The sequence below is a fragment of the Alteromonas sp. KUL17 genome (assembly GCF_006538305.1).
GTDB lineage: Bacteria > Pseudomonadota > Gammaproteobacteria > Enterobacterales > Alteromonadaceae > Alteromonas > Alteromonas macleodii.
Map to the genome: position 1 here is coordinate 1 of NZ_BJKJ01000004.1, position 22,101 is coordinate 22,101.

Annotated in this window: 17 protein-coding genes; 3 read left to right on the plus strand and 14 right to left on the minus strand. The window is 45.6% G+C overall.

Annotated features, from left to right (window positions below):
- The 5 genes from KUL49_RS04825 to KUL49_RS04845 form a co-directional block, all read right to left on the minus strand.
- The coding region (locus KUL49_RS04825; RefSeq protein WP_131136482.1) for a YeaC family protein at positions 1-149 on the minus strand (149 nt) is incomplete at its 3' end.
- Entirely contained in the window at positions 150-476 is a 327-nt protein-coding gene (locus KUL49_RS04830) for a zinc ribbon domain-containing protein (protein WP_014949837.1), read from the minus strand. It lies immediately after the preceding gene.
- Positions 477-742: 266 nt separating this feature from the next.
- On the minus strand, positions 743-2,401 hold the full coding sequence (locus KUL49_RS04835; protein WP_131136483.1) for a sodium:alanine symporter family protein: 1,659 nt from the start codon (positions 2,399-2,401) through the stop codon (positions 743-745).
- 109 nt (positions 2,402-2,510) lie between these two features.
- Positions 2,511-3,650 (minus strand): M14-type cytosolic carboxypeptidase, encoded by a 1,140-nt coding sequence (locus KUL49_RS04840; RefSeq protein ID WP_131136484.1) that lies wholly within the window; start codon positions 3,648-3,650, stop codon positions 2,511-2,513.
- A gap of 168 nt (positions 3,651-3,818) precedes the next feature.
- Positions 3,819-5,264, minus strand: a complete 1,446-nt coding sequence (locus KUL49_RS04845) for a glyceraldehyde-3-phosphate dehydrogenase (RefSeq protein ID WP_014979588.1) — start codon at positions 5,262-5,264, stop codon at positions 3,819-3,821.
- A gap of 191 nt (positions 5,265-5,455) precedes the next feature.
- Here KUL49_RS04845 and KUL49_RS04850 point away from each other — a divergent pair, with 191 nt between their 5' ends.
- On the plus strand, positions 5,456-6,340 hold the full coding sequence (locus KUL49_RS04850; protein ID WP_131136485.1) for a DUF2989 domain-containing protein: 885 nt from the start codon (positions 5,456-5,458) through the stop codon (positions 6,338-6,340).
- 152 nt (positions 6,341-6,492) lie between these two features.
- Here the strand turns inward: KUL49_RS04850 and msrB are convergent, their stop codons facing one another.
- The 5 genes from msrB to malQ form a co-directional block, all read right to left on the minus strand.
- Positions 6,493-6,921, minus strand: coding sequence for a peptide-methionine (R)-S-oxide reductase MsrB (msrB, locus tag KUL49_RS04855; RefSeq protein WP_014949842.1), 429 nt, complete (start codon positions 6,919-6,921; stop codon positions 6,493-6,495).
- Positions 6,922-7,020: 99 nt separating this feature from the next.
- Complete coding sequence (gene gndA, locus KUL49_RS04860; protein WP_014976813.1) at positions 7,021-8,574, minus strand: NADP-dependent phosphogluconate dehydrogenase; 1,554 nt, start codon at positions 8,572-8,574, stop codon at positions 7,021-7,023.
- 328 nt (positions 8,575-8,902) lie between these two features.
- Entirely contained in the window at positions 8,903-10,990 is a 2,088-nt protein-coding gene (gene glgX / locus KUL49_RS04865; RefSeq protein ID WP_131136486.1) for a glycogen debranching protein GlgX, read from the minus strand.
- A 47-nt stretch (positions 10,991-11,037) separates the two neighbouring features.
- The gene (gene glgB / locus KUL49_RS04870; protein WP_131136487.1) at positions 11,038-13,221 is read right to left on the minus strand and encodes a 1,4-alpha-glucan branching protein GlgB; all 2,184 of its coding nucleotides are present in this window, start codon (positions 13,219-13,221) and stop codon (positions 11,038-11,040) included.
- A gap of 158 nt (positions 13,222-13,379) precedes the next feature.
- Positions 13,380-15,578: a 4-alpha-glucanotransferase gene (malQ, locus tag KUL49_RS04875; RefSeq protein ID WP_131136488.1), complete on the minus strand. Its 2,199-nt coding sequence runs from the start codon at positions 15,576-15,578 to the stop codon at positions 13,380-13,382.
- A gap of 235 nt (positions 15,579-15,813) precedes the next feature.
- Between malQ and gap the strand changes: the two genes are divergently transcribed.
- Together gap and KUL49_RS04885 are read left to right on the plus strand one after the other, a co-directional pair.
- A complete protein-coding gene (gene gap / locus KUL49_RS04880; RefSeq protein ID WP_039234855.1) occupies positions 15,814-16,809 on the plus strand; it encodes a type I glyceraldehyde-3-phosphate dehydrogenase in 996 nt (331 codons plus the stop codon).
- A gap of 188 nt (positions 16,810-16,997) precedes the next feature.
- Positions 16,998-17,849: a D-hexose-6-phosphate mutarotase gene (locus KUL49_RS04885; RefSeq protein ID WP_131136489.1), complete on the plus strand. Its 852-nt coding sequence runs from the start codon at positions 16,998-17,000 to the stop codon at positions 17,847-17,849.
- Between the two features lie 122 nt (positions 17,850-17,971).
- Here the strand turns inward: KUL49_RS04885 and KUL49_RS04890 are convergent, their stop codons facing one another.
- Genes KUL49_RS04890 through pgl form a run of 4 tightly spaced genes read right to left on the minus strand, consistent with a single transcriptional unit; the run spans position 17,972 to position 22,101 of the window.
- Positions 17,972-18,616 carry a bifunctional 4-hydroxy-2-oxoglutarate aldolase/2-dehydro-3-deoxy-phosphogluconate aldolase gene (locus KUL49_RS04890; protein WP_014949849.1) on the minus strand — a complete coding sequence of 215 codons (645 nt, stop codon included), beginning with the start codon at positions 18,614-18,616 and terminating at the stop codon, positions 17,972-17,974.
- A 3-nt stretch (positions 18,617-18,619) separates the two neighbouring features.
- Positions 18,620-19,573, minus strand: a complete 954-nt coding sequence (locus KUL49_RS04895; protein WP_014949850.1) for a glucokinase — start codon at positions 19,571-19,573, stop codon at positions 18,620-18,622.
- Positions 19,573-21,399 (minus strand): phosphogluconate dehydratase, encoded by a 1,827-nt coding sequence (gene edd, locus KUL49_RS04900; RefSeq protein ID WP_131136490.1) that lies wholly within the window; start codon positions 21,397-21,399, stop codon positions 19,573-19,575. The genes KUL49_RS04895 and edd overlap by 1 nt, the downstream gene beginning before the upstream one ends.
- Before the next feature lie 9 nt (positions 21,400-21,408).
- On the minus strand, positions 21,409-22,101 hold the full coding sequence (gene pgl, locus KUL49_RS04905) for a 6-phosphogluconolactonase (RefSeq protein ID WP_131136491.1): 693 nt from the start codon (positions 22,099-22,101) through the stop codon (positions 21,409-21,411).

Here is a 22,101-nt window from a genome sequence, read left to right on the forward strand (position 1 = left end):
GCTTGATACAGCATAACAGCCTGCATGCTGCTTGCTTTTTGCTCTTCGTTTAAAGGCGTGCCATCTGGCCACTTACCTGTTTCAACAGCCTGACGCAGACGCTCGTAAATCTCCGGCGTCATGCTGGCTAAAAGTGCTTCTATATTCATTTAGGAAAAACGCTTAATGTAAACAATACGCGCGCGGTTTACTAAGTACCAAACAAAGCCAACCACTGCGCCCAAAATAGCTAAATTATGTTGCAAATCACCTGGGCGTGTTCCGCCCCAATACATGAAGCCAAAACTCGCAACGAATATCAGCATAGCAAGAAGGGATTGGTTCTGGATACTGGCTAACTTTTTAAATCTTTGTAAGCTTTGTTTGCGCTCTATATCTTCAGAGGTCGCATCACCGATTTTAAAGTCACAGTGAGGACACGTCTTCGCTTTGTCAGACGTTTTTTTGTTACACGAAGGACAGTCAACTAATGCCATATGTTGCTCCTGTTTATTGGGTGCGAAATGGAAATGCGCAACTCGCTATTGAGCGAAGACGCATTTATACGCGGATGGGTATCATACTTAAGTTCATCACAACAATGAAGTCGATTCTGTGAATTAACCTTATCGCCATAAAACAAAAATGCGCAGGGTGTTAACTTTTATACAAAGTTCACCGCTACGCATTTTTACCTGATAGCCAAGTTGCGTTTCCCTTCAGTGAAACTCAAGAAGGGGCAATGCTTTAGGCAATACTCACCTTATTTTTTATGTCGAGACCAGTAGTCGTTAACCGTTTCTTTCATCTCTTTACAAAGCAACATGATGCCGAACAAGTTTGGCAAGGTCATTACCACGATAGCCACAGCTGAAAGTGCCCAAACTAATGTGGTGTCAGAGAATGCAGCCCAAACGAAACCGGCGACGTAGATGACGCGATACGGCATTACGGAGCGAGGACCGAACAAATATGTCATAGCGCGATCACCATAATATGACCAAGCGATGGCGGTTGAGAACGCAAACAGCATAAGCCCAATTGACACGATATATTGACCAAAATCACCAAAGAAACCGCGAGTAAAGGCAATGGTAGTGAGCGCTGCCGAGTGAACCAGTGACTTACCGCTTACTTCAAGGTTCTCTTTAACCGGCTTTCCGTCAACAATCTTAAGCGTGCCAGTAAACAAGTCTTCACTACCTACTGCATACTTCACGTCTTCTGCTACAGACCTAGCGTTAAGCAGTGTAAAACCATCGCTTACCGCCGTGCCGTTAACAACGGTAATTGAGCCAGTGTAAGGCTGTACATTGTTACCTTCAATTTCATTCAAGTAACCATATAGTTTGTTTACGTCATCCTGATTAGAGTCGTCGTATTGACCTGCAACAAAGTACATGTCTGAACGATCGAAGACGTTTTCGTGTTTTTCTTTCCACACGCCAGACGACAAAATAACCAAACCAGTAACGGTACAGATTAGAATAGTGTCGATGAAAGGCTCAAGCAGTGACACCATACCTTCTGACGCAGGCTCTTTCGTTTTTGCTGCTGCGTGAGCGATAGGTGCAGAACCTTGACCCGCTTCGTTTGAAAACAGGCCGCGGTTAACGCCACGGTTAAACGCATAAGCTAACGAAGCCCCCAAGAAACCACCAGCAGCGGCTGAACCTGTAAAAGCATCACCGATAACAGCAGAAAACGATGGGCCAATGTTGTCTAAATTAGCAAAGATAACGGCAAGCGCACCGATAAGGTAGATAACAGCCATAACGGGAACAACACGCGCTGTAAACGCGGCAATGCGTTGGATACCACCAAGAATGACCAAAGCCAGAAGAATACCCAGTACACTACCCACCATCCAAGGCTCGAAACCAAAAGTGGCTTCAATACTTTGTGCTATACCATTACTTTGCGGTAGGTTGCCAGTACCAAATGAACTTACCACCGTGGCAATAGCAAAGGCTACGGCAAGCCACTTCATGTTCAAGCGGCGGTCCATATAATACATGGGGCCGCCGGCCATGGTGCCGTCTTCTGTCTTTACGCGATATTTGTGCGACAGAGTAACTTCAACGAATTTTGTAGTCATACCTAAAAAGGCGGTTACCCACATCCAAAATAGTGCAGCGGGGCCACCAAGGAAAATAGCGAATGCAACACCTGAGATGTTACCTGTACCTACGGTACCAGACAGTGCGGTTGTAAGTGCACGAAAGTGCGTGGTGTCACCTGGATCGCTCTCTTTATCAAACTTACCGGTAACAACCTGCCAGGCGTGTTTAAAGAAACGAATTTGCGGAAACTTAAGATAAACAGTAAAGAAAAGACCTACGCCTAACAGTACATAAGGAAACCAGAACGCGCCCCCTAAGAAACCATCGAGCATAGTTAGAAAACCATATAACCCTTCCAACGTTATTCCCCTTTTTTATTATGTTTAATTGTTGTTTTATTTTAATAATTAAAAGGCCTCTTTTTGTCGAGGCCTTTTTTGCGGAAGCTTTTGCTTCCTTATTTTTATATTATTGCTCTGATGCTTTTAGCTTTTTGACAACTGCATTCACACCAATAAGCAAATCTTCACCTAATTGACGGCTGCGCTGTACCGACCAACCGTATATGTCGTCTGGTACATCAGCGTTGTCTTTAAATGGCATTTCTACCGTGTACGCCATACATTTGAACTTCTCGCCCACCGCGTTTGAAGCCACAGTTAAATTAGCCTTACCCGGCTCATCTTTATCGTAGCCAAACTCGTCTTGAAACTCAGGCGTTGCATTTAACAACGCATCTTTAAAGATGTTTTCAAGCATTTTGATAGTGTCATTGTAGCTAGGGTTACCTTCACTTCCTGCAACAAAGTTGTACGGCAATGCCTCATCACCGTGCAAATCAAGATACATATCTACACCAATTTCGCTCATTGCGTGAAGTACGTAAAGTACTTCTGGGCTTTTTTCTTTCGATGGTGTTGCCCACTCGCGATTAAGATTGGTTCCTACAGCGTTGGTACGCAGGTGACCCCGCGCGCTTCCGTCTGGGTTCATATTTGGCACAATGTAAAACACAGCGTTATCAAGCAACTGTCGCGCCAAACCATCTTGCTCGTCGAGCAAACGGTAAATAATACCTTCAGCACACCACTCGGCCATGGTTTCACCAGGGTGTTGGCGTGCGGTGATCCAGACTTTTTTCTTTTCTGGTGTTTCTTCACCGATAACCAGCATAGACATATCACGGCCATCAAGGGTGAGGCCTAAGAATTTATGCTCGCACAGTAACGACATTTGCGCGTCGTGCACAAGATCGAGATGACGTTCGTAGCTGTACGGAATGAAATACGCAAAGTAAACGCTAGGCTGTTCTAATGTTAGTGAGAACGTAAGGTTATCGCCGTCAAATTCGCTAGGAATTCTAAACCAGGTTTGACGGTCGTAAGACGCTAAAACGTTATATCCCTTCCAACCCTCTGGATACGCTGATTTTGCCAAGTTACCAATGGTCATTGTGTGCGTAACAAAGGTTTCGCCCACTAAACGAAAGTGGAACCACTGTGCAAATTCAGATTGGTTGTCGTTGGGGATGGTTAGACGAATATTGTCAGGTGATTGTGCGCTAACTACTTCAATGTTACCGCTGTCGAATTGACTGGAAATATGCATAGACTGTCGTTTTCCTCATTATTTGAGCGCTAATTTAGCATAGACGTAAACACAAATTCCACGCACACAGTAGGTTTTGTACTATCAAGAGTATACAAAATGTTTACACCATCAAAAAACCGACCACTTAGGTCGGTTTTTTATACAGTTAATTAAATTGCGTGTCGCTTAAAGCGGCAACGTAGGGAAACTTAGCCCTGCCATGTCTCGAACTACGCGCAATACCTGACAGCTGTAACCGAATTCGTTGTCGTACCATACATATAACGTCAGGCGATTATCTGCGGCAATAGTTGCTTGAGAGTCAACCACAGACGCTGCGCGAGAGCCCACTAGGTCTGTCGATACAATCTCTTTACTTGCCGTGTAGTCAATTTGGTGTTGAAGCTTTGAGAACAACGCGGTATCGCGCAAGAACTCGTTAACTGCAATGCGATCCACCGGCGTTTTAAGATTTAGGTTCAAAATCGCTAGCGACACGTTAGGTGTAGGTACGCGGATAGCATTACCGGTAAGTTTACCTGCCAGTTTCGGGTACGCTTTGGCAACGGCTTTCGCAGCGCCCGTTTCGGTAATAACCATATTAAGTGGCGCACTACGTCCACGACGATCGCCTTTGTGGTAGTTATCGATAAGGTTTTGGTCGTTAGTGTAAGAGTGAACGGTTTCAACGTGACCGTTTTCAATGCCATATTCTTCGTCTAGCGCTTTAAGTACCGGCGTTATTGCGTTAGTTGTACAGCTTGCAGCAGATACAATTGTGTCTTCTGGTGTTACTTCTTCGTCATTTACACCGTGTACGATGTTCTTGATGTCACCTTTACCCGGGGCTGTAAGGATAGCTTTCGCTGCACCCTTAGCTTTAAGGTGTAGGCCAAGGCCATCGCGGTCACGCCAAATACCCGTGTTGTCTACGATGATAGCGTTATCGATACCATATTGCGTGTAATCCACTTCATCTGGGCTGTTGGCATAAATGACTTGAATGTATGAACCGTTTGCTTTTAGCGCGTTACGCTCGTGGTCAACTGTGATGCTGCCGTTGAATGGCCCATGCACTGAATCGCGGCGCAGTAAGCTTGCGCGTTTTTCTAGGTCGCCATCGCGCCCGCCACGAACCACAATGGCACGTAAGCGAAGCTTATTGTTTTTACCTTGGCGTTCAATAAGCAAGCGAGCAAGTAAACGACCTATACGGCCAAAACCATATAGTACAACGTCCTGAGGTTTCTGATCGTCCTCTTTATCGGCAACGTCGTTTAGTTTTTCGTTAAGGTAGGCCGTAAGGTCGTTGTTGTCGACCGCAGAACCGTAGTGAAAATCAAAAGCCAATTTACCAATATCAATTTGTGCAGGAGCAAGCTTCATGTTGCTCAAAGCTTCTAAGATTGGATAGCTTTCGCGTAGGCGTAGCTTAATACCTTCGTGCAGACGCACTTTGCGGTGCGCTTTAATAACATCAATAGCACTGGCGTTCAGTAGCGAGCGTCCATAAACCGAAATTTCAACTGCCTTATTGCGATACAATTTACCTATAAGGGGCAACATCATTTCTGCGTATTCCTGACGCTCTTGCCAGCTGCTTTGTAATTCCTGCTCAAACTGTTGATTCATGCTTCTGCCTTCATCGATATTAATTTAACGGTGTTGTCATTGTTGTATGCGCGGCCAATTTTTTGTGGCACAAACACACATAACTAATCCTGATTACGCGTCAGCTTTTTATTATTTTTAGGGTACACTAGGTGAGTTTTCGCCTGACGGTGACGAGCAGTATCTTAAATAAACAAGCAAGGAAGACCAAATTGTTGATAAGTTTCAAAACCTCTATGAAAACTCGTACAACAACGAATTTATTTAGTAAGTTTCCAACAAAAGGTTATGTAACGACGGTGTGGCTGGCAGCAGCGACAACACTGACGGGTTGTGGCGATCTTTTTGAACCTACTATCAGTGAAATTTGTGAATCTCACAGCGAGATTTGCTTAGATTTGAGTTTGGATGCCCGTTGTCGCGGCGAGCGAGCTGAGATTATTCGCTTGCGTTACTACAATCAAGATTCAAAAGACGACGCTTACAAGTACCCGCTCCTTCTGAACTTCGAAGAGTATCTAACCTGCGTTGAAGAAGTGCAGCATATCGAACACGTTAAACGCAAAGGCAAGGAAGCGACACGGCTAAAAGGCGTTATTACTGCTCAGCGTGAAATTAAACGCCTAAGCCGCGAAACGAAAGACTCCCTTGATCCTTACCTTTCGTACTATCATTGGACACGATATAACGACAAAGAGGCTTTTCATCGCTTTGAGCGCTACGCTGCCAGCAACCGTGTAAGCGATCCAAAGCTACTGGTCGCACTGGCCTCTGTTCAGATTAAAACAGACCAAAAGCGTACCATTGAAACCTTATATCGCGCGCTAAGTTTATATACAGATAGCGACGACATTGATGTCAGTATTTTCTACTCGCTTGCTTCAATGGGAATGGATATGGACAACTATCGCCTTGCCTATGTTTGGTATGGTGTGGCTGAAGCCTTCGATGAGAGACTTAACGACACTCAGCGTGTTCAACTTGGACAACGCTATGCCCTTCCAGTAGGCATTCTAGATAACATTGTTGATGAAATAGTCAGTAATTTGAATAGCGCGACCTTCAACGCAGATTCATTGAAACTGGATAAGCTCTAATTTTTTGAAACTCAATTACACAATTTCATTGGTAAATAATTAAAAAAACCGCCGTTTATGGGCGGTTTTTTATGATTGGATCTCTCTACTTTCCACATGAGGTCAAAATTTAATCAGATGTTTACCTTAATCAAGCGCTCACTTAGGGCTTTTTAACCTTTAATTTGTGTATCATCTTCGCCTTTAAAGGTCATAGATAGCGAATTTACGCAGTAGCGTTGACCCGTTGGCGCAGGACCATCTGGAAATACATGGCCTAAGTGCGAGCCACACTGCTTACAAAAAATCTCAACCCTACGCATACCGTGACTCAAGTCTTCTCTGTAATCTACATTACCGTCATCAAGCTGCTTATAGAAAGAAGGCCATCCACAACCAGCATCAAATTTAGTATCTGAGGGGAAAAGTGGCGCTTCGCAGCACTTACACACGTACAATCCATCTCGCTGCTCGTCTAGCAATACTCCAGTGAAAGGTCGCTCAGTACCCGCTTCGCGGCATACATAATATTCCTCGTCAGTGAGCTCAGTTTTCCAGTCTTTTTTAGCTACTGATGCGTTTGCTTTTTCATCTGTCGACATAACTTACCTCTTAAAACAAAAAAGGTGTATTTGAAAACAAATACACCTTTCGATAGTTTACGCTCAATTATGAGCGCGTGTAACACTATTTAGTTCATACTATTTTTTGATAGCGGTTTGCGGACGTGCAGGATCACTCCACTCGATGTGATACTTTTTACCTGCTGGCTTATCTACACGCTGATAAGTATGTGCGCCAAAATAATCGCGCTGGCCTTGCAGCAAATTAGCTGGTAACACAGCTGTGCGATATGAATCGTAATAGCTTAGCGCCGACATCATGGCAGGGCAAGGCACGCCCGCCAGTGTCGCTTGGGCGATAGACTCGCGCCAATCAGATTGGTACTGCGTAATTTGTTCCGCAAAGAATGGGTCCATAAGCAAGTTGGCTAAGTCTTCGTTATTCTCGTACGCCTGAGAAATAGACTGAAGAAATACGGCGCGAATAATACAGCCTGCACGCCATATTTTCGCTATTTCACCAAACTCCAGTGTCCAGCCGTGTTCTTTGCCTGCCATAGCCATTAACTGGAAGCCCTGTGCGTACGCACAGATTTTAGAGCAATAAAGCGCTTGCTCTAGCTTGTTGATGATCGACATTTTCTCATCATCGCTGAATGATGGCGCATCTGGGCCTGCAAGAACCTTGCTCGCAGCTACACGCTCGTCTTTCAAACTAGAAATACTGCGCGCGAATACCGCAGAAGTGATGGTCTGTGCCGGACTACCTACCTGTAATGCGCTTACTGCAGTCCAAAGGCCTGTACCTTTTTGACCTGCTCTATCTAAGATCACATCAACCAACGGCTGCTGTGTTTCTGGATCCATTTGCTCAAGAACTTCAGCACTAATTTCCATCAGGTAGCTATTCAGCTTGCCTTCGTTCCAGCGACGAAACACCTCTGCTATTTCAGCTGGCGCCATATGTAGCGCTTCGCGCATAACATGGTAAGTTTCGCAGATAAGCTGCATGTCGGCGTATTCGATACCGTTGTGCACCATTTTTACATAGTGCCCGGCTCCAACCGGACCGATGTAGGTCGCACATGGTTCGCCTTCTAACACTGGTTGACCTGGCGTATGGCTTTCTAATGGTTTACCTGTTTCTGGGTCAACCTTTGCAGCAATAGCTTTAAGAACAGGCTCAATGCGTGTCCATGCATAAGGGTTGCCTGAAGGCATAAGAGATGGCCCGAAACGAGCGCCTACTTCACCACCTGACACGGCGGTAGAGAAGAAGATAAACTTACCTTTGTACTGCTCTTCACGTGCTACAGAGTCTGTCCACAAACTGTTGCCAGTATCAACCACGATATCGTCAGCGTGAATTCCGGCGTCAATAAGATGATTGCAAACGTGGTCAACAGGATCGCCAGCAGGCACAGAGATAATAATAAGATGCGGGGCTTTTAACTTGCTTAAAAGCTCGGTGTAAGAACTGCAGCCTTCAACACGAGGCTCAGTATTTTCAGCTCTTTCGCTTGCGTCTTTGGCAAGAATAGACTCAACTTTGTTTTGGTCTAAATCGAAACACGCTACACGATAGCCATGGTCCACTAGGTTCATGGTTAGGTTACTACCCATCACCCCTAAACCGATAAAACCAATATCACACGACTTGTCTTCGTGCGAATTACCACCTTTCTTTTGCATAGGAACACCCTCACATTTCAGATGGCTGCGCATGATACCACCTGAAAGAATAAAGAACAGTCTAAGCTAACAATTTAGTGCGCACTGGTGTAATTGTCACCAGCGGTAAACATTAATGGGTTTTGTAAGCTAATTTAGCCGAGATTTTGGCACGCATTCAGCACCTGTGTTACGCGCTCTCGCCCATGCTGTATGAAATTCACACAAAGGTAAAGACTCTGTTTCTTATTCAGCTAACGTGCTCTGAGTTTAGAGCCGTTTAGCGGTACTCTTAAATTCTTTAAAGGCATCCTTAACCAAGTATAAGGTCGTATTGTAAGCCATTATTCTATCCAGAGAACTGAGAAAAACTGAACAACGTTAGCGATTTGCTGGCCTGTAAAAACACCTTCTGAATGCAAATTGAAGGCTGTTCTTCAAGAGAGCTGTAGCGCGTATCCAAGTGCATGGTCCACCCTCCCCTGGGTATGACAGAAGGTAGGTGAAAACGCACGTCGCTTTCACTTGCATTAACACACAAGAACCAGTGCTCTGGCTTCTGGTCGCCCGTTACACAACCTTTTATTTCCACACCAAACGCTTTGTTATGATGCGCATTCCAGTCTTCAGACGCTTTGTCAGAACCATCGGGCTTATACCAATTTATTTCTTTTACATTTCGTGAGAGCGTAAAAGTATCATCGTGCAGCTTTAGTTCGCTTAACAGTGAAGAGGACTGACGCAAACGGATCACATATTGGCAGAAGCTAAGAAAATCTTGCTTGCGCTTGTTTAATTCCCAATTCATCCAGCTAATAGGATTATCCTGACAATAGGCATTATTATTGCCATTTTGGGTGCGGCTTAATTCATCGCCACCAAGAATATGCGGTGTACCTTGCGAGAAGATCAGCGTTGCAAAGAGATTGCGCTTTTGACGCTCACGCATAGCGAGTATCTGCTCGTCATTCGTTTCCCCTTCAATACCATAATTGGCAGACAGGTTGTGTCCATGGCCATCTCGATTTTCTTCTAAGTTATCGAGATTGTGACGTTCGGCGTAGGTCACCATATCGTGCAGCGTGAACCCATCGTGATATGTCACGTTGTTTACCGACGTACTGATATGTCGATGGCCTTTGTGAAATATATCTCGTGAGCCCATTAAACGGGTAGCAAAGTCCGCGGTAACGCCATCGTCTCCACGCCAGAAGGCGCGCACCGTATCGCGGTATTTATCATTCACCTCTAACCACGGGGACGGAAAGTTACCCACTTGGTAGCCGCCAGGCCCAATATCCCAGGGTTCGGCAAGCAATACCCTCTCTTTTAGAACAGGGTCGCTACTAATGGCTCTCAGCAGCCCAGATTTTTTACTATATTCTTGTGGCTCTCTTCCCAAGCATACTGCTAAATCGAAACGAAAGCCGTCAACGCCAATTACGGATACCCAGTGGCGCATGGCATCTAAAATAAGTCCCATCATAAATGGCTGCGCGGTATTTACCGTGTTACCACAGCCAGAGTGGTTAGAATAAACCAACTCTCCGTTTTTTGTTTGTTCTAGTAAGTACCCTTGGTAAGGGCAAAACCCCTTATAAGAAAGAATAGGACCGCCATTGCCTGCCTCTGCTGTATGGTTAAATACCACATCAACAATAACCTCAAGTCCGGCAGTATGATAAGCATCTACCATAGACTTCAGTTCAGCAAGCGCATCTGACACACCGTAGCGTGGTTCAGGTGCAAAGAAATTAACCGGGTTATATCCCCAATAATTGGTTAAGCCTTTCTCTGTAATAAATGGTTCAGGCATGAATGAACACAACGGCATAAATTGCACCGTGGTTATGCCTAATGCTTTGAGATGCTTGATGACACTCGGATGGGCAGCACCGATAAATTTGCCACGGTGTTCTTTAGGTACATCGGGATGGAGTTTTGTGAGCCCTTTAATATGTGCTTCGTAAACTACTCGCTTGTGTTTCGGTATAACAGGCGCGCTAACATGACTGGGCGCATAGTCATTTTGATCAATTACTATGCACTTTGGGATCATAAACTGAGAGTCGTGTTTGTATTGCCTAGCGTCCCATTTTATTGCGCGACTAATTTTCTTGGCGTAAGGGTCGATTAGCAGTTTGTCGGTGGGTACCGCATGTAACCCTCCCTCACCGCGTTCTACGCGATAACCATAGTATTGTCCTGCGCTAACGCCGTTGTAACGACCGTGCCAAACATCACCAGTTTTCTCAGGCAATGGATGCTCACTCACCGCCTCTTCTGTGTCACTATTGAAAAAACACAACACGACCGCCTTCGCATCGGGCGCGTATACGGCAAAATTACAACCATCTTGTGTAACTGTTGCGCCAAGTGGATATGCCTTTCCTATTCCACTTTCTACAATTAGTGCGGTGTCTCGAATTTCGTTCACTTGGTTCTCAATTTATCTCTTCACTAGGGCGTTTCGCTCTAGTCGGATTAATCCACATTGGTAACATAAAATACCGTGGCTAGCGGCGGTAACGTGATTTCTGCAGAGTGAGTACGCTCATTCCAAGGTATGGGTTGCGTATTTACAGTAGAAGCAACGTCGTAGCCACTACCCCAATATGCACCATCATCAGTGTTTAGTGCTAGCGTTAGCGTGCATGCATCATCTACGCCTATTCTGAAGTTCTGACGTGGCACAGGCGTAAAATTAGATACCACATATACTTTTTGCTTCGCATCTTTTGACATACGAACAAATGAAACCACGCTTTGGTCTCCATTATTGTGGTCCAGCCAAGCAAAGCCCCCTGGTTCGTGGTCTTGCTCGTAAAGCGCTGGCGTAGACGTATAGAGGTTGTTGAGCGCCTTATAAAGCGCTTGAATGCCTTTGTGTTTTTCGTAATCGAGCAAGTGCCAGTCTAAACTACTGTCATGGTTCCATTCTCGTGCCTGCGCAAGCTCGTTCCCCATAAAGTTAAGCTTCTTGCCGGGGTGACCGTACATAAAGCCCGCGTAACAACGCAGGTTAGCAGCTTGCTGCCATTCATCGCCAGGCATTTTATGCAGCATACTGCCTTTGCCGTGTACCACTTCATCGTGCGAGATAGGCAGCACAAAGTTTTCGTCAAACGCGTAAACCATGCTAAAGGTAATATCGCCATGGTGATAGTTGCGATAGGCGGGGTCTTTAGCGATGTAGTGTAATGAGTCGTGCATCCACCCCATGTTCCACTTAAAGCCAAAGCCCAAACCACCATCAAATACTGGGCGAGAAACCTTGGGAAACGACGTTGATTCTTCGGCAATTGTCATGGCGTCTGGGAAGTGCTTGTACACTTCTTCATTCATCCATTTCAGTAAGCTGATGGCTTCGTAGTTTTCGTTGCCACCATCCACATTCGGGATCCACTCTCCGTCATTGCGTGAATAGTCGAGATAAAGCATGGATGCCACTGCATCAACCCTGAGTCCATCAACGTGAAATTTGTCTAGCCAAAACAGTGCGTTTGCAACTAAAAATTGACGAACTGTGTCTTTGCCGAAATCGTAAATGCAAGAATTCCAATCCGGATGCCAACCTTTCCTCGGATCTTCATATTCATAAACACAAGAACCATCAAATCGCGCCAAGCCATGGCCGTCTTCCGGGAAATGTGCAGGTACCCAGTCGATAATTACGCCTATACCTGCTTGGTGAGCCTTATCAACAAAGTATTTAAATTCATCTGGGTTTCCAAATCTACTCGTTGGTGCGAACATTCCCACGGGCTGATAGCCCCATGACCCATCGAAAGGAAACTCGGAAATAGGCAGCAATTCAACGTGAGTGTAACCCATATCGCTGACGTAGCTTATTAAGTCATCGGCCAGCGCTTTATAAGTAAGATAGCGCGCATCAGTTTCAATACCCGGGCGCTTCCAAGAGCCAAGGTGCACCTCATAAATGCTCATTGGGCTGTTGTATTTGTTCCCCTTTCGCTTTTCCATCCATGCACTATCATTCCACTCATAGTTATTGTGGTTGTAAATTTTCGAAGCATGAGAAGGATACTGCTCTGCACTGAAGCCAAGTGGGTCAGCCTTGTGCGGTAGGTCGTGGCCGTGTGCATCTTTAATGTGATACTTGTAGCGCTCTCCCTCTGCGAGTTCTGGCACAAACAGTACCCAGTATCCCATGGAGGTCTTTTCCATAGGATGCGTGCGCCCATCCCACTGATTGAAATCGCCAATGAGCGACACCGTGCTTGCATTGGGCGCGAAAACGCAGAACCTGACACCTTTTATCGCATCGCCTTGTGATGAAGTGAGTGTTAAAAGTTGCGCGCCCGCTTGCTCATACAAGTTTGAAGGCTTGCTATCGATGTAGTGTACCGCATGATACGCCTGCTCGGAGAATTGATAAGGATCGATATAGCCCTTATCGTCATTCAAGCCTTCGGCGATAACGCGATAAACCTCACCCTGATATTCTTTAGGCAGTGGTGTTTCAAAAAGACCATTTTTGGAGGTAACGGTTACATTTGCTAGCGCTGCATTCTCCCATTCAATCGTTATCTTGCTGACATTAGGACGCCAAACGCGAAGTACCGACTTCTGCTGATTTTTAACTACACCTAAATGGGAAAACGGCTGAGAACATAATACCTGTTCAAACTGCTGCGCTAATTGCATTCGCTACTCCTAGTAAAAACCCGCATGGCAGCGGGTTGAATTGTGAGCTTAAATGCGTTGTATACATTTAAGCTCTTTCAAGTACCGTCTTGGTACTTTATCTTACTCGTTTAAGTTACCCAGGCAACCGCCTATTATCATTTCTTTGATAATGGCAATTAACCCTGACTTGCTTGCTTTCTGGCATGAGTAAGTTTAGACGCCAACTCATTTATATCATGTCTATCGAACATCGACTCGATATTCTCTGTGAGTTTTCTTCGCCAGTTTGGATACTCGTCAAAAGTACCAGGAATATTGACCGGCTTATCCATTTCTAACCAGTCTTCCAATTGCAGGCTCAACAATGCGCTCGAGCCACCTGCCATATGCACCTGCATACCGTTATTCAGTTCGCGATTCATACCCGTATGATTAACATCGCGGCCTACATTGTCGCCAATTGAACCGTGCCCGTGCAACGTATCAAGTATTGCCTGTTTATTTTCATGACGATCCGCATAAAGCGTTTGAAGGATTTCTTCTGTTGGATAAAGCCCTATTTCTTTGCCTAGCTCTAAATCTAAACAGTGCCAGTAACCAATCAGCGTTGGCATATCGTGAGTAGTCAACGTTGACATAGACTGAACAGGGTAATGGCTAGGTGAGAAGAAACCACCGTCTTCCGCTTGTTCGAAGAAAAATACGCGGTATGAGTACACGCCATTATCAGCAAGCTTGCTGCGAATTTCTTCGGGTACAGTACCCAAGTCTTCACCGATAACCAGGCTCTGATTGCGGTGACTTTCTAGCGCTAGAATACCGAGTAAATCGTCTACAGGATAATAAACATAGCCGCCATCTTTAGCGTTATCGCCTTTCACAACCCACCATAAACGCAGCAACGCCATGACGTGATCGATACGCAATGAGCCTGACGACGCCATGTTAGACGCAAACAGGTCAATAATGGGCTGGTAACCCTGTTCATACAGCTTACGAGGGTCCATAGGCGGCAACCCCCAGTTCTGGCCTAGTGGGCCCAAGATATCCGGTGGAGCACCTACACTTGCGCCTGTGCAGTATAGGTCTTTGTTACCCCAAATTTCCGCACTGCCTTCACTAACGCCTACCGCCAAGTCGCGATAAAGACCAATGGTCATGCCTGCATCAGTAGCTTTGTTGCTTGCAAGCTCAAGCTGTTGGGCGGCAATCCACTGTAGGAACAAGTAAAATTTGACGTCTTGTTTGTTTGCACTCTTAAACTTAGCCACGGCTGGGTTGTAATAGTCTTTGTATTCTTGTGGGAATACCGGCCATCCCCAGCTGTCTTTACCTTCAGCTTTTAGGTGCGATTGCAGGGCGTCGTACACCGCTAACATATCTAAGCTTTCACCGCCCGCTTCTACGAAGGCTTTAAACGCTTTATTTTGCTTTGTGCTTTTACGAAGGTATTTGGCATCGTAAACATCGAATACTGCTTTAAGCGCAGCCAGTTTCACATGGGCGACTGCCTCGTAGTCTACATGTTCTACGTTACGTGCATGTTCAAGCGTGGCTTTAAACTCATCACTGCTCACTATCGCTTGTACTGATGCATCGTCATAGCCGTCAATGGCAGTCACATCGATATACAAATAATTAAGCCAGCGACGTGAGCTTGGCCCATAAGGCGAGCACGCGTTGGGATTTGCAGGGTAAAGCGCATGAATAGGATTAAGTCCGATAAAGTCTGCGCCCACACCAGCGGCTTTTTCAATAAGCAGAGCTAAATCAGAAAAATCACCAATCCCCCAGTTCTTTTCACTGCGAACGCAGTAAAGTTGAACGCTTAAGCCCCATATTTTTTTGCCTTCTTTAATTTCGTTTGGCGTGTAGCACGCTTCTGGAGCCACAATTAAGCGAGAACGCGCAAACTCATCGTCATCAGCGCTTAAGGCTACATCGTGATAACCAAGGGGCAAATCCAAAGGCAGTGTTACTACGTATTCATGAAACTCTACATCGTCGATATGCGCCATCGTCGTCATTTCTTGGTCAACTGGCGTAAATTGATGAGTGAGCACGTCACCATTTTCACAGGTAACCGTTAGCGTGTGATCATCGTTCACTAACTCAATAGGTAAACGAACTGCTAGATTAATTTCTTGGGTATTGCGAACTACTTGAACAGGATTTAACGGCGACAACCATACCGACTTTATATCTTGTGTAATTTGTGACTGAATTTTTTCATCACTGCTGGTGTCATAGCCAAGTGTGTTAAGCAGTTTTGCTTTATTTGATTCTGCGATGGTTGCTGGCTTTCCCCATGCGTCGACGTATTGGGTTTCAATTCCCCGCATTTCAACCAGTTGTTGCAGAAGTTGTTGTGTCATGGTGTGTCATTCCTGTTATTCGGTAAAAGACGCAAAGCAAATTAAGCATAGTGCGTCTACAAACAAATTTTTAACATTATTCTAGAAACAAGGGCTTGGCGATATCTGAATACGATTGCAATAGCACTTATTCGTAATTTTGCAACACTTTGGCTTTTTATTTTGCTAATTATGGCATTTTGATCCATACTTTACGTAATTTATTTTCATTTTATTTAAATAATCGGGGTACGTTATGACAATTCGCATCGGTATCAATGGTTTTGGCCGTATTGGACGCCTAGTAATGCGCGCAGCAGCAGAGCGCAACGACATTGAAGTTGTTGCAATAAACGACTTACTAGACACGGACTACATTGCTTATCTATTGAAATACGACTCGACTCACGGTTTATTCGACGGTGAAGTTACAGTAGATAACAATAGCCTAGTTGTAAACGGCAAAACTATCCGCATTACATCTGAAAGAGATCCAGCTGCACTTAAGTGGGATGAAGTAGACGTTGACGTAGTTGTTGAATCAACAGGTTTGTTCCTGACTAAAGAAACTGCCGCGAAGCATATCGAAGCTGGCGCGAAGAAAGTTGTTATGTCTGCACCTTCTAAAGATGACACGCCTATGTTCGTTATGGGTGTTAACCAAGAAAGCTACGCTGGCGAAACTATTGTTTCAAACGCGTCTTGTACAACTAACTGTCTTGCTCCACTTGCCAAAGTGCTTAACGATAAATTTGGCATTGTAGACGGTTTGATGACAACGGTTCACGCAACAACTGCAACACAGAAAACGGTAGACGGTCCTTCAATGAAAGACTGGCGTGGTGGTCGTGGTGCTGGTCAAAACATCATTCCATCATCAACCGGTGCAGCAAAAGCAGTAGGTAAAGTTATCCCTGAGCTTAACGGCAAGTTAACAGGTATGGCTTTCCGTGTACCTACGCCAAACGTTTCAGTAGTAGACCTTACTGTAAACCTTGCGAAGCCTGCTAGCTACGATGAAATTTGTGCAGCAATGAAAGCAGCTTCAGAAGGCGAGCTTAAAGGTATCATGGGTTACACAGAAGATGCGGTTGTGTCTAACGACTTCCTTGGCGACGCTCGCACATCGGTATTTGACGCCACTGCAGGTATCGCACTTACTGATACATTCGTTAAACTCGTTTCTTGGTACGACAACGAATGGGGCTACTCAAACAAGGTTCTAGACCTTGTGGCTCACATTTCTAAGTAATTAACGGTATTAAGCTAAAATAGTTAAACTATTCACGCTAAAGTTGAGTTAATCTAAAGGTGTAAACACGGCGTTTGCACCTTTTTTGTTTTTCGTGGTCGTAAACACGCATAATAGCGATATTCCAGCGACATACGCTTTCCCGTCGCTTACCCTTTGTTGTTTTCTTATTAGTCCAAGGAGGGCTTATGCCACCTGTGAGTTCAGTTACCGTTAGTGAGTCTAATGGACTTACCTTTTTAGACGTAGATAATGCGTTTGCCTCTGCGCGTATTAGCCTATTTGGCGGTCATATCTTGTCATATGTGCCTAAAAGCGATGGCAGAGAGCGTCTTTGGGTAAGCCCCCATGCTTACTTGAACGGAGAGCGACCTATTCGCGGTGGTATTCCGGTGTGCTGGCCTTGGTTTAGCGATGATCACGGTCGAGAAAAAGGTGCCCTCCCCGCTCACGGCTTTTTGAGAACACAAGTGTGGAAGCTGATTCATTCAGAAGATACAGAAAGCGGAACAACGATTACGCTTTCGCCAAGCTTTACCCGAGCTGAAGGGTTTGAGAACGATTGTAACGTGACCATGGTAATTACCGTTGGTGAGACGATGGACGTCGCGCTAACTACAGAAAATACGGGTGTTGTACCATTCGAATTTAACTGTGCGCTACATACATATTTCCACGTTGACCACATTCAACATACCCAAATAACTGGAATTGAAGGTCAATATAAAGACAAACTTGATGACTGGGGGCTTAAGACGACACCGAGTCCTTACACCATCACAGGCGAAACGGATCGCATTCATGTTGCGCCGATTAAAACAGCAGAAATTGAAGTCGAAGGCAACACGTTTACGGAAGTGGTATCCGACGGCAATGACTCTTTGGTAGTGTGGAACCCGTGGTTAGGCGCAGCGTCTATTTCAGACATGGACCCATTTGGCTATAAGCATATGTTGTGCGTAGAAACATCGCTAACTCAGGGAAAGACACTGTCCCCCGGTGCTAGCCACACACTGAAACAAACTATTGTTCCGAAGTAAATTATTTGAAGTGCAAGCGCAATTTCGCTGACACTTTGGAAGGTAGACAGTCGCAGTTCACGATCAAGAGATATAAAAAAACCTGCCAATGAGCAGGTTTTTTCATTTAAAGGTTCTGCAAATTACTGTTTAGCACCCGCAACAGCTTCTTTTGCTAGCTGCGTAATACGCGCCCAGTCACCTGATTCAATTGCGTCGTCAGGGGCAAGCCACGAACCACCTACACATTTAACGTTGTTAAGCGCTAAATAGTCATTGTAGTTGTTTGGACCAATGCCACCCGTTGGGCAAAACGTCACATCAGGGAAAGGACCACTGATTGACTTAATGGCTTTAACGCCACCTGAAGCCTCTGCTGGGAAGAATTTCATGTGGGTATAACCCGCATCTTTACCCTTCATCAAATCAGAAGTTGAAGAGATACCAGGGATAAGTGGAATTTCTGAATCCATACCCGCTTTTAGCAAATCAGCCGTCATACCTGGGCTAATTGCGAACTTAGCGCCCGCTTCAACTACCGCTTTAAGCTGCTGGGCGTTAGTCACGGTTCCAGCACCAATTAGCGAGTCAGGCACTTCTTGTGCAATTCGCTTAATCACGTCAATAGCAGCAGGGGTACGTAGCGTTACTTCTAGTACTTTAATACCACCTTCCATCAGCGCTTTTGCCAGAGGAACCGCTTTTTCTACGTCATTGATTACCAAAACAGGTACAACTGGACCGGCCGCAAAAATTTCCTCTGGAGAGTATTTCCATTTCGTTGTCATAATTTAGCTCGCTGTATTTTGATTCAGATATGCAGCCGCACCCAATAAACCATGATCAGGTTCTGCAATTAAATAGGTGGGAATGTCTTTCACGTAGTGCTTCATTTGCCCTTTCGCTTCAAAACGCGCTCTAAAATCGCTATTTTGAATAAATTCAGGGAAACGGTTAGCAATGCCACCACCAATGAAAATGCCGCCCGTGGTTGCCATGTTAAGTGCTAAATTACCCGCAAAGCTTCCCATAATTCGGCAGAATTGGGTAAGCGTCGCTTCAGCAATCTTACAGGTACCGTTCAGCGCAGCGTCAGTGATTTGAGCCGGCTCGGTAAATACAACTGGTGCTGATGCGTGGTTTGCTAGCGCGGTGTAAATATTATGCAGACCGCGTCCAGACATTACTTCTTCAGCAGAAGCACGTCCTAGGGTAGATTGAAGGTGACGCCATACGACAACATCGGTTTCATCTACCGGTGCAAAGTCTACATGACCACCTTCACCGTCCAGCGTCTGCCAGCCCGTTGAGGTCATTGTAATATGCTCAACACCCAATCCTGTACCAGGTCCAAAAACAGCGATATTGCCATTTTCTTTCGCAGTGCCTTCGCCAATTTGTACCACTTGCTCTTCGCCCAATACAGGCAAAGAGTGCGCTACGGCAGTGAAGTCATTGATAACGAACAACGCGTCTAGTTTAAGCTGAGAGCGAAGTGCATTTTGAGAAAATGCCCAACTGTGATTCGTCATCTCGACTTGATCGCCCAATACTGGACATGCAATTGCAATACAACCTTGCGAAAAGCTGTATTCCGGCATGTCGCTAAAGTACTGCGCGATAGCGAGGTCGATGCTGGCGAAATCATTACACATGTATTTTTTGATGTCGGCTACACCTGATTCGGTTACCCTTGCAACACGAATATTCGTACCGCCAACATCAGCCACAAACTTCTGGCTCATTATGCTTGCTCCTGCGTGTAAAACAGTGAACATGCACCCTCTTCTGCACCCGTCAGAATAGCGCGCATACCCGCAAACATTTCACGTCCCATTCCAACGTGATGCTTAGCTAAGTTCGCTGGCGCTGCTTCACGTGCAGCCAGTGTTTCATCATCCACATGCAGTGTTAGTGCACCAGTTTGTGTGTTTAGCTCGATAATGTCGCCCTCTTGCACTTTAGCAAGTAGACCGCCTTTATAAGCTTCTGGAGTCACGTGGATAGCTGCAGGAACTTTACCTGATGCACCAGACATACGACCGTCAGTAACTAGCGCCACTTTAAAGCCGCGATCTTGAAGCACACCAAGAGGTGGCGTTAAGCGGTGAAGTTCTGGCATACCAATCGCAGAAGGACCTTGGAAGCGAACAACTACAATGCAGTCTTTGTCTAGCTTGCCAGACTTAAACGCGTCATCCAGTTCAAACTGGTCTTCAAACACAACCGCTGGAGCTTTGATATTACAGTGAGGCGTGCGAAGCGCTGAGGTTTTGATAACGCCACGACCAAGATTGCCGTCAAGTACACTCAAACCACCATCTGGCTTAAACGGTGCGTCAACAGTTGCTAGCACTTCTTTATCAAGAGATTCAGTTGGGCCGTCTCGCCATTCTAACTCGCCGTCTTTAAGCACAGGCTCTTTAGTGTAGAAGTCTAAGCCTTCACCACAAATGGTCTTAACATCGTTATGTAGTAGACCCGCATCAAGCAGCTGTTTAATTAGCAATGACATACCACCTGCTGCAACAAAGTGGTTAATGTCAGCTGAGCCATTCGGGTAAATGCGAGTAAGAAGAGGCACAGCATTAGAGATGTCTGAGAAGTCGTCCCAATTTACGATGTAACCTGCAGCACGTGCTACCGCAATAAGGTGCATGGTGTGGTTAGTAGAACCACCCGTAGCAAGAAGACCAACAAGGCCGTTCACAATGGCTTTTGCATCTACAATGTGACCAATTGGCGTGTAGTTGTCGCCCAGATCAGTTAAGCGTGTTGCTTGAACCGCAGCCGCTTTAGTTAACGCGTCGCGCAAAGGTGTGCCCGGATTAACAAACGACGAACCAGGAAGGTGCAAGCCCATCATTTCAACCACTAACTGATTCGAGTTTGCCGTTCCATAGAACGTACAAGTACCCGCAGAGTGGTAAGATTGAGATTCAGCTTCAAGCAACGCGTCACGCCCTACTTTACCTTCGGCAAATTCTTGACGAACACGGGCTTTTTCTTTGTTTGGAAGACCCGATGGCATTGGACCAGCTGGCACAAAGACGGTTGGCAAATGACCGAACGTTAGTGCGCCCATTAATAGCCCAGGAACGATTTTGTCGCAGATACCTAGCATCAGTGCGCTATCGAACATGTTGTGAGAAAGCGCAATGGCAGCCCCCTGAGCAATGTTATCACGGCTCATTAGGCTTAAGTCCATGCCAGACTGGCCTTGTGTAACACCATCACACATAGCAGGCACGCCACCTGCGAACTGGGCTACGCTGCCTACTTCTTTCACTACATCCTTAATGAGCGCAGGATACGTCTCGTAAGGCTGGTGCGCTGAAAGCATATCGTTATACGCAGACACAATTGCCACGTTGGCTTTGGTCATTGAACGAAGATCTGATTTTTCGCTTGTTCCACATGCTGCAAAGCCGTGAGCAAGGTTACCGCATGACAACACACCACGGTGTGGTCCTTGACGTCGTGCACTCTCAATTTTTTCTAGATACGCCTTACGCGTTTCTTTACTACGCTCGATAATTCGTTGCGTAACTTCAGCAATTTTTGGATTCATGTTTGTCTCCTATGGCGCCCACATCAAAGTAACCGGCGCGCGGTTAACTACGGCGGTGATGGGCTTTTGCGCTTCGGTGGCATTTTCAATAGCATCAAGTAAGACTTGTTTTTTCTTCTCGCCTGTTAAATGCAAAAAGATATTACGGCTATTGAGTAACGCTGGTAGCGTTAATGAAATACGTTGATGAGGTGCTGTTGTAGGTTGAACAGCGATGCAGGTTCTGCCGCTGCTCATATCTAAGCCGTCACGTACTTGTTCAGAGCAAGGGAAAAGCGATGCAGTGTGACCATCTTCCCCCATGCCAAGAATCAATGCATCAAAAGGTTGTGACATGCTAGCCAGATTTGACTCTGCGGCATTTACGCCTTCGTTTGCATCATTAGCATCGCTTTTCAATTCGATAAAACGAGCTGCTGCGGCTTTATTTTGAATTAGATTATTTTTGACTAGGCTGGTGTTGCTGGCCTCGTGGCCCTCTTCAACCCAGCGCTCGTCGGCAAGGGTGATATCAACCTTATCCCACTCAAGTTCGGTTTCACTTAGTTGTTTAAAAAGCGCCAGCGGTGTACGACCACCACTAACGACAAGCGAAGCTCGACCGCGAGTTTTAATACCTGTTTTTAAAATGCTGACTAAGTCTTGCGCAAATGCATCAGTCAGCGCATCAGGTGTTTCAAATGATAGAGTTGTTAACGCCAT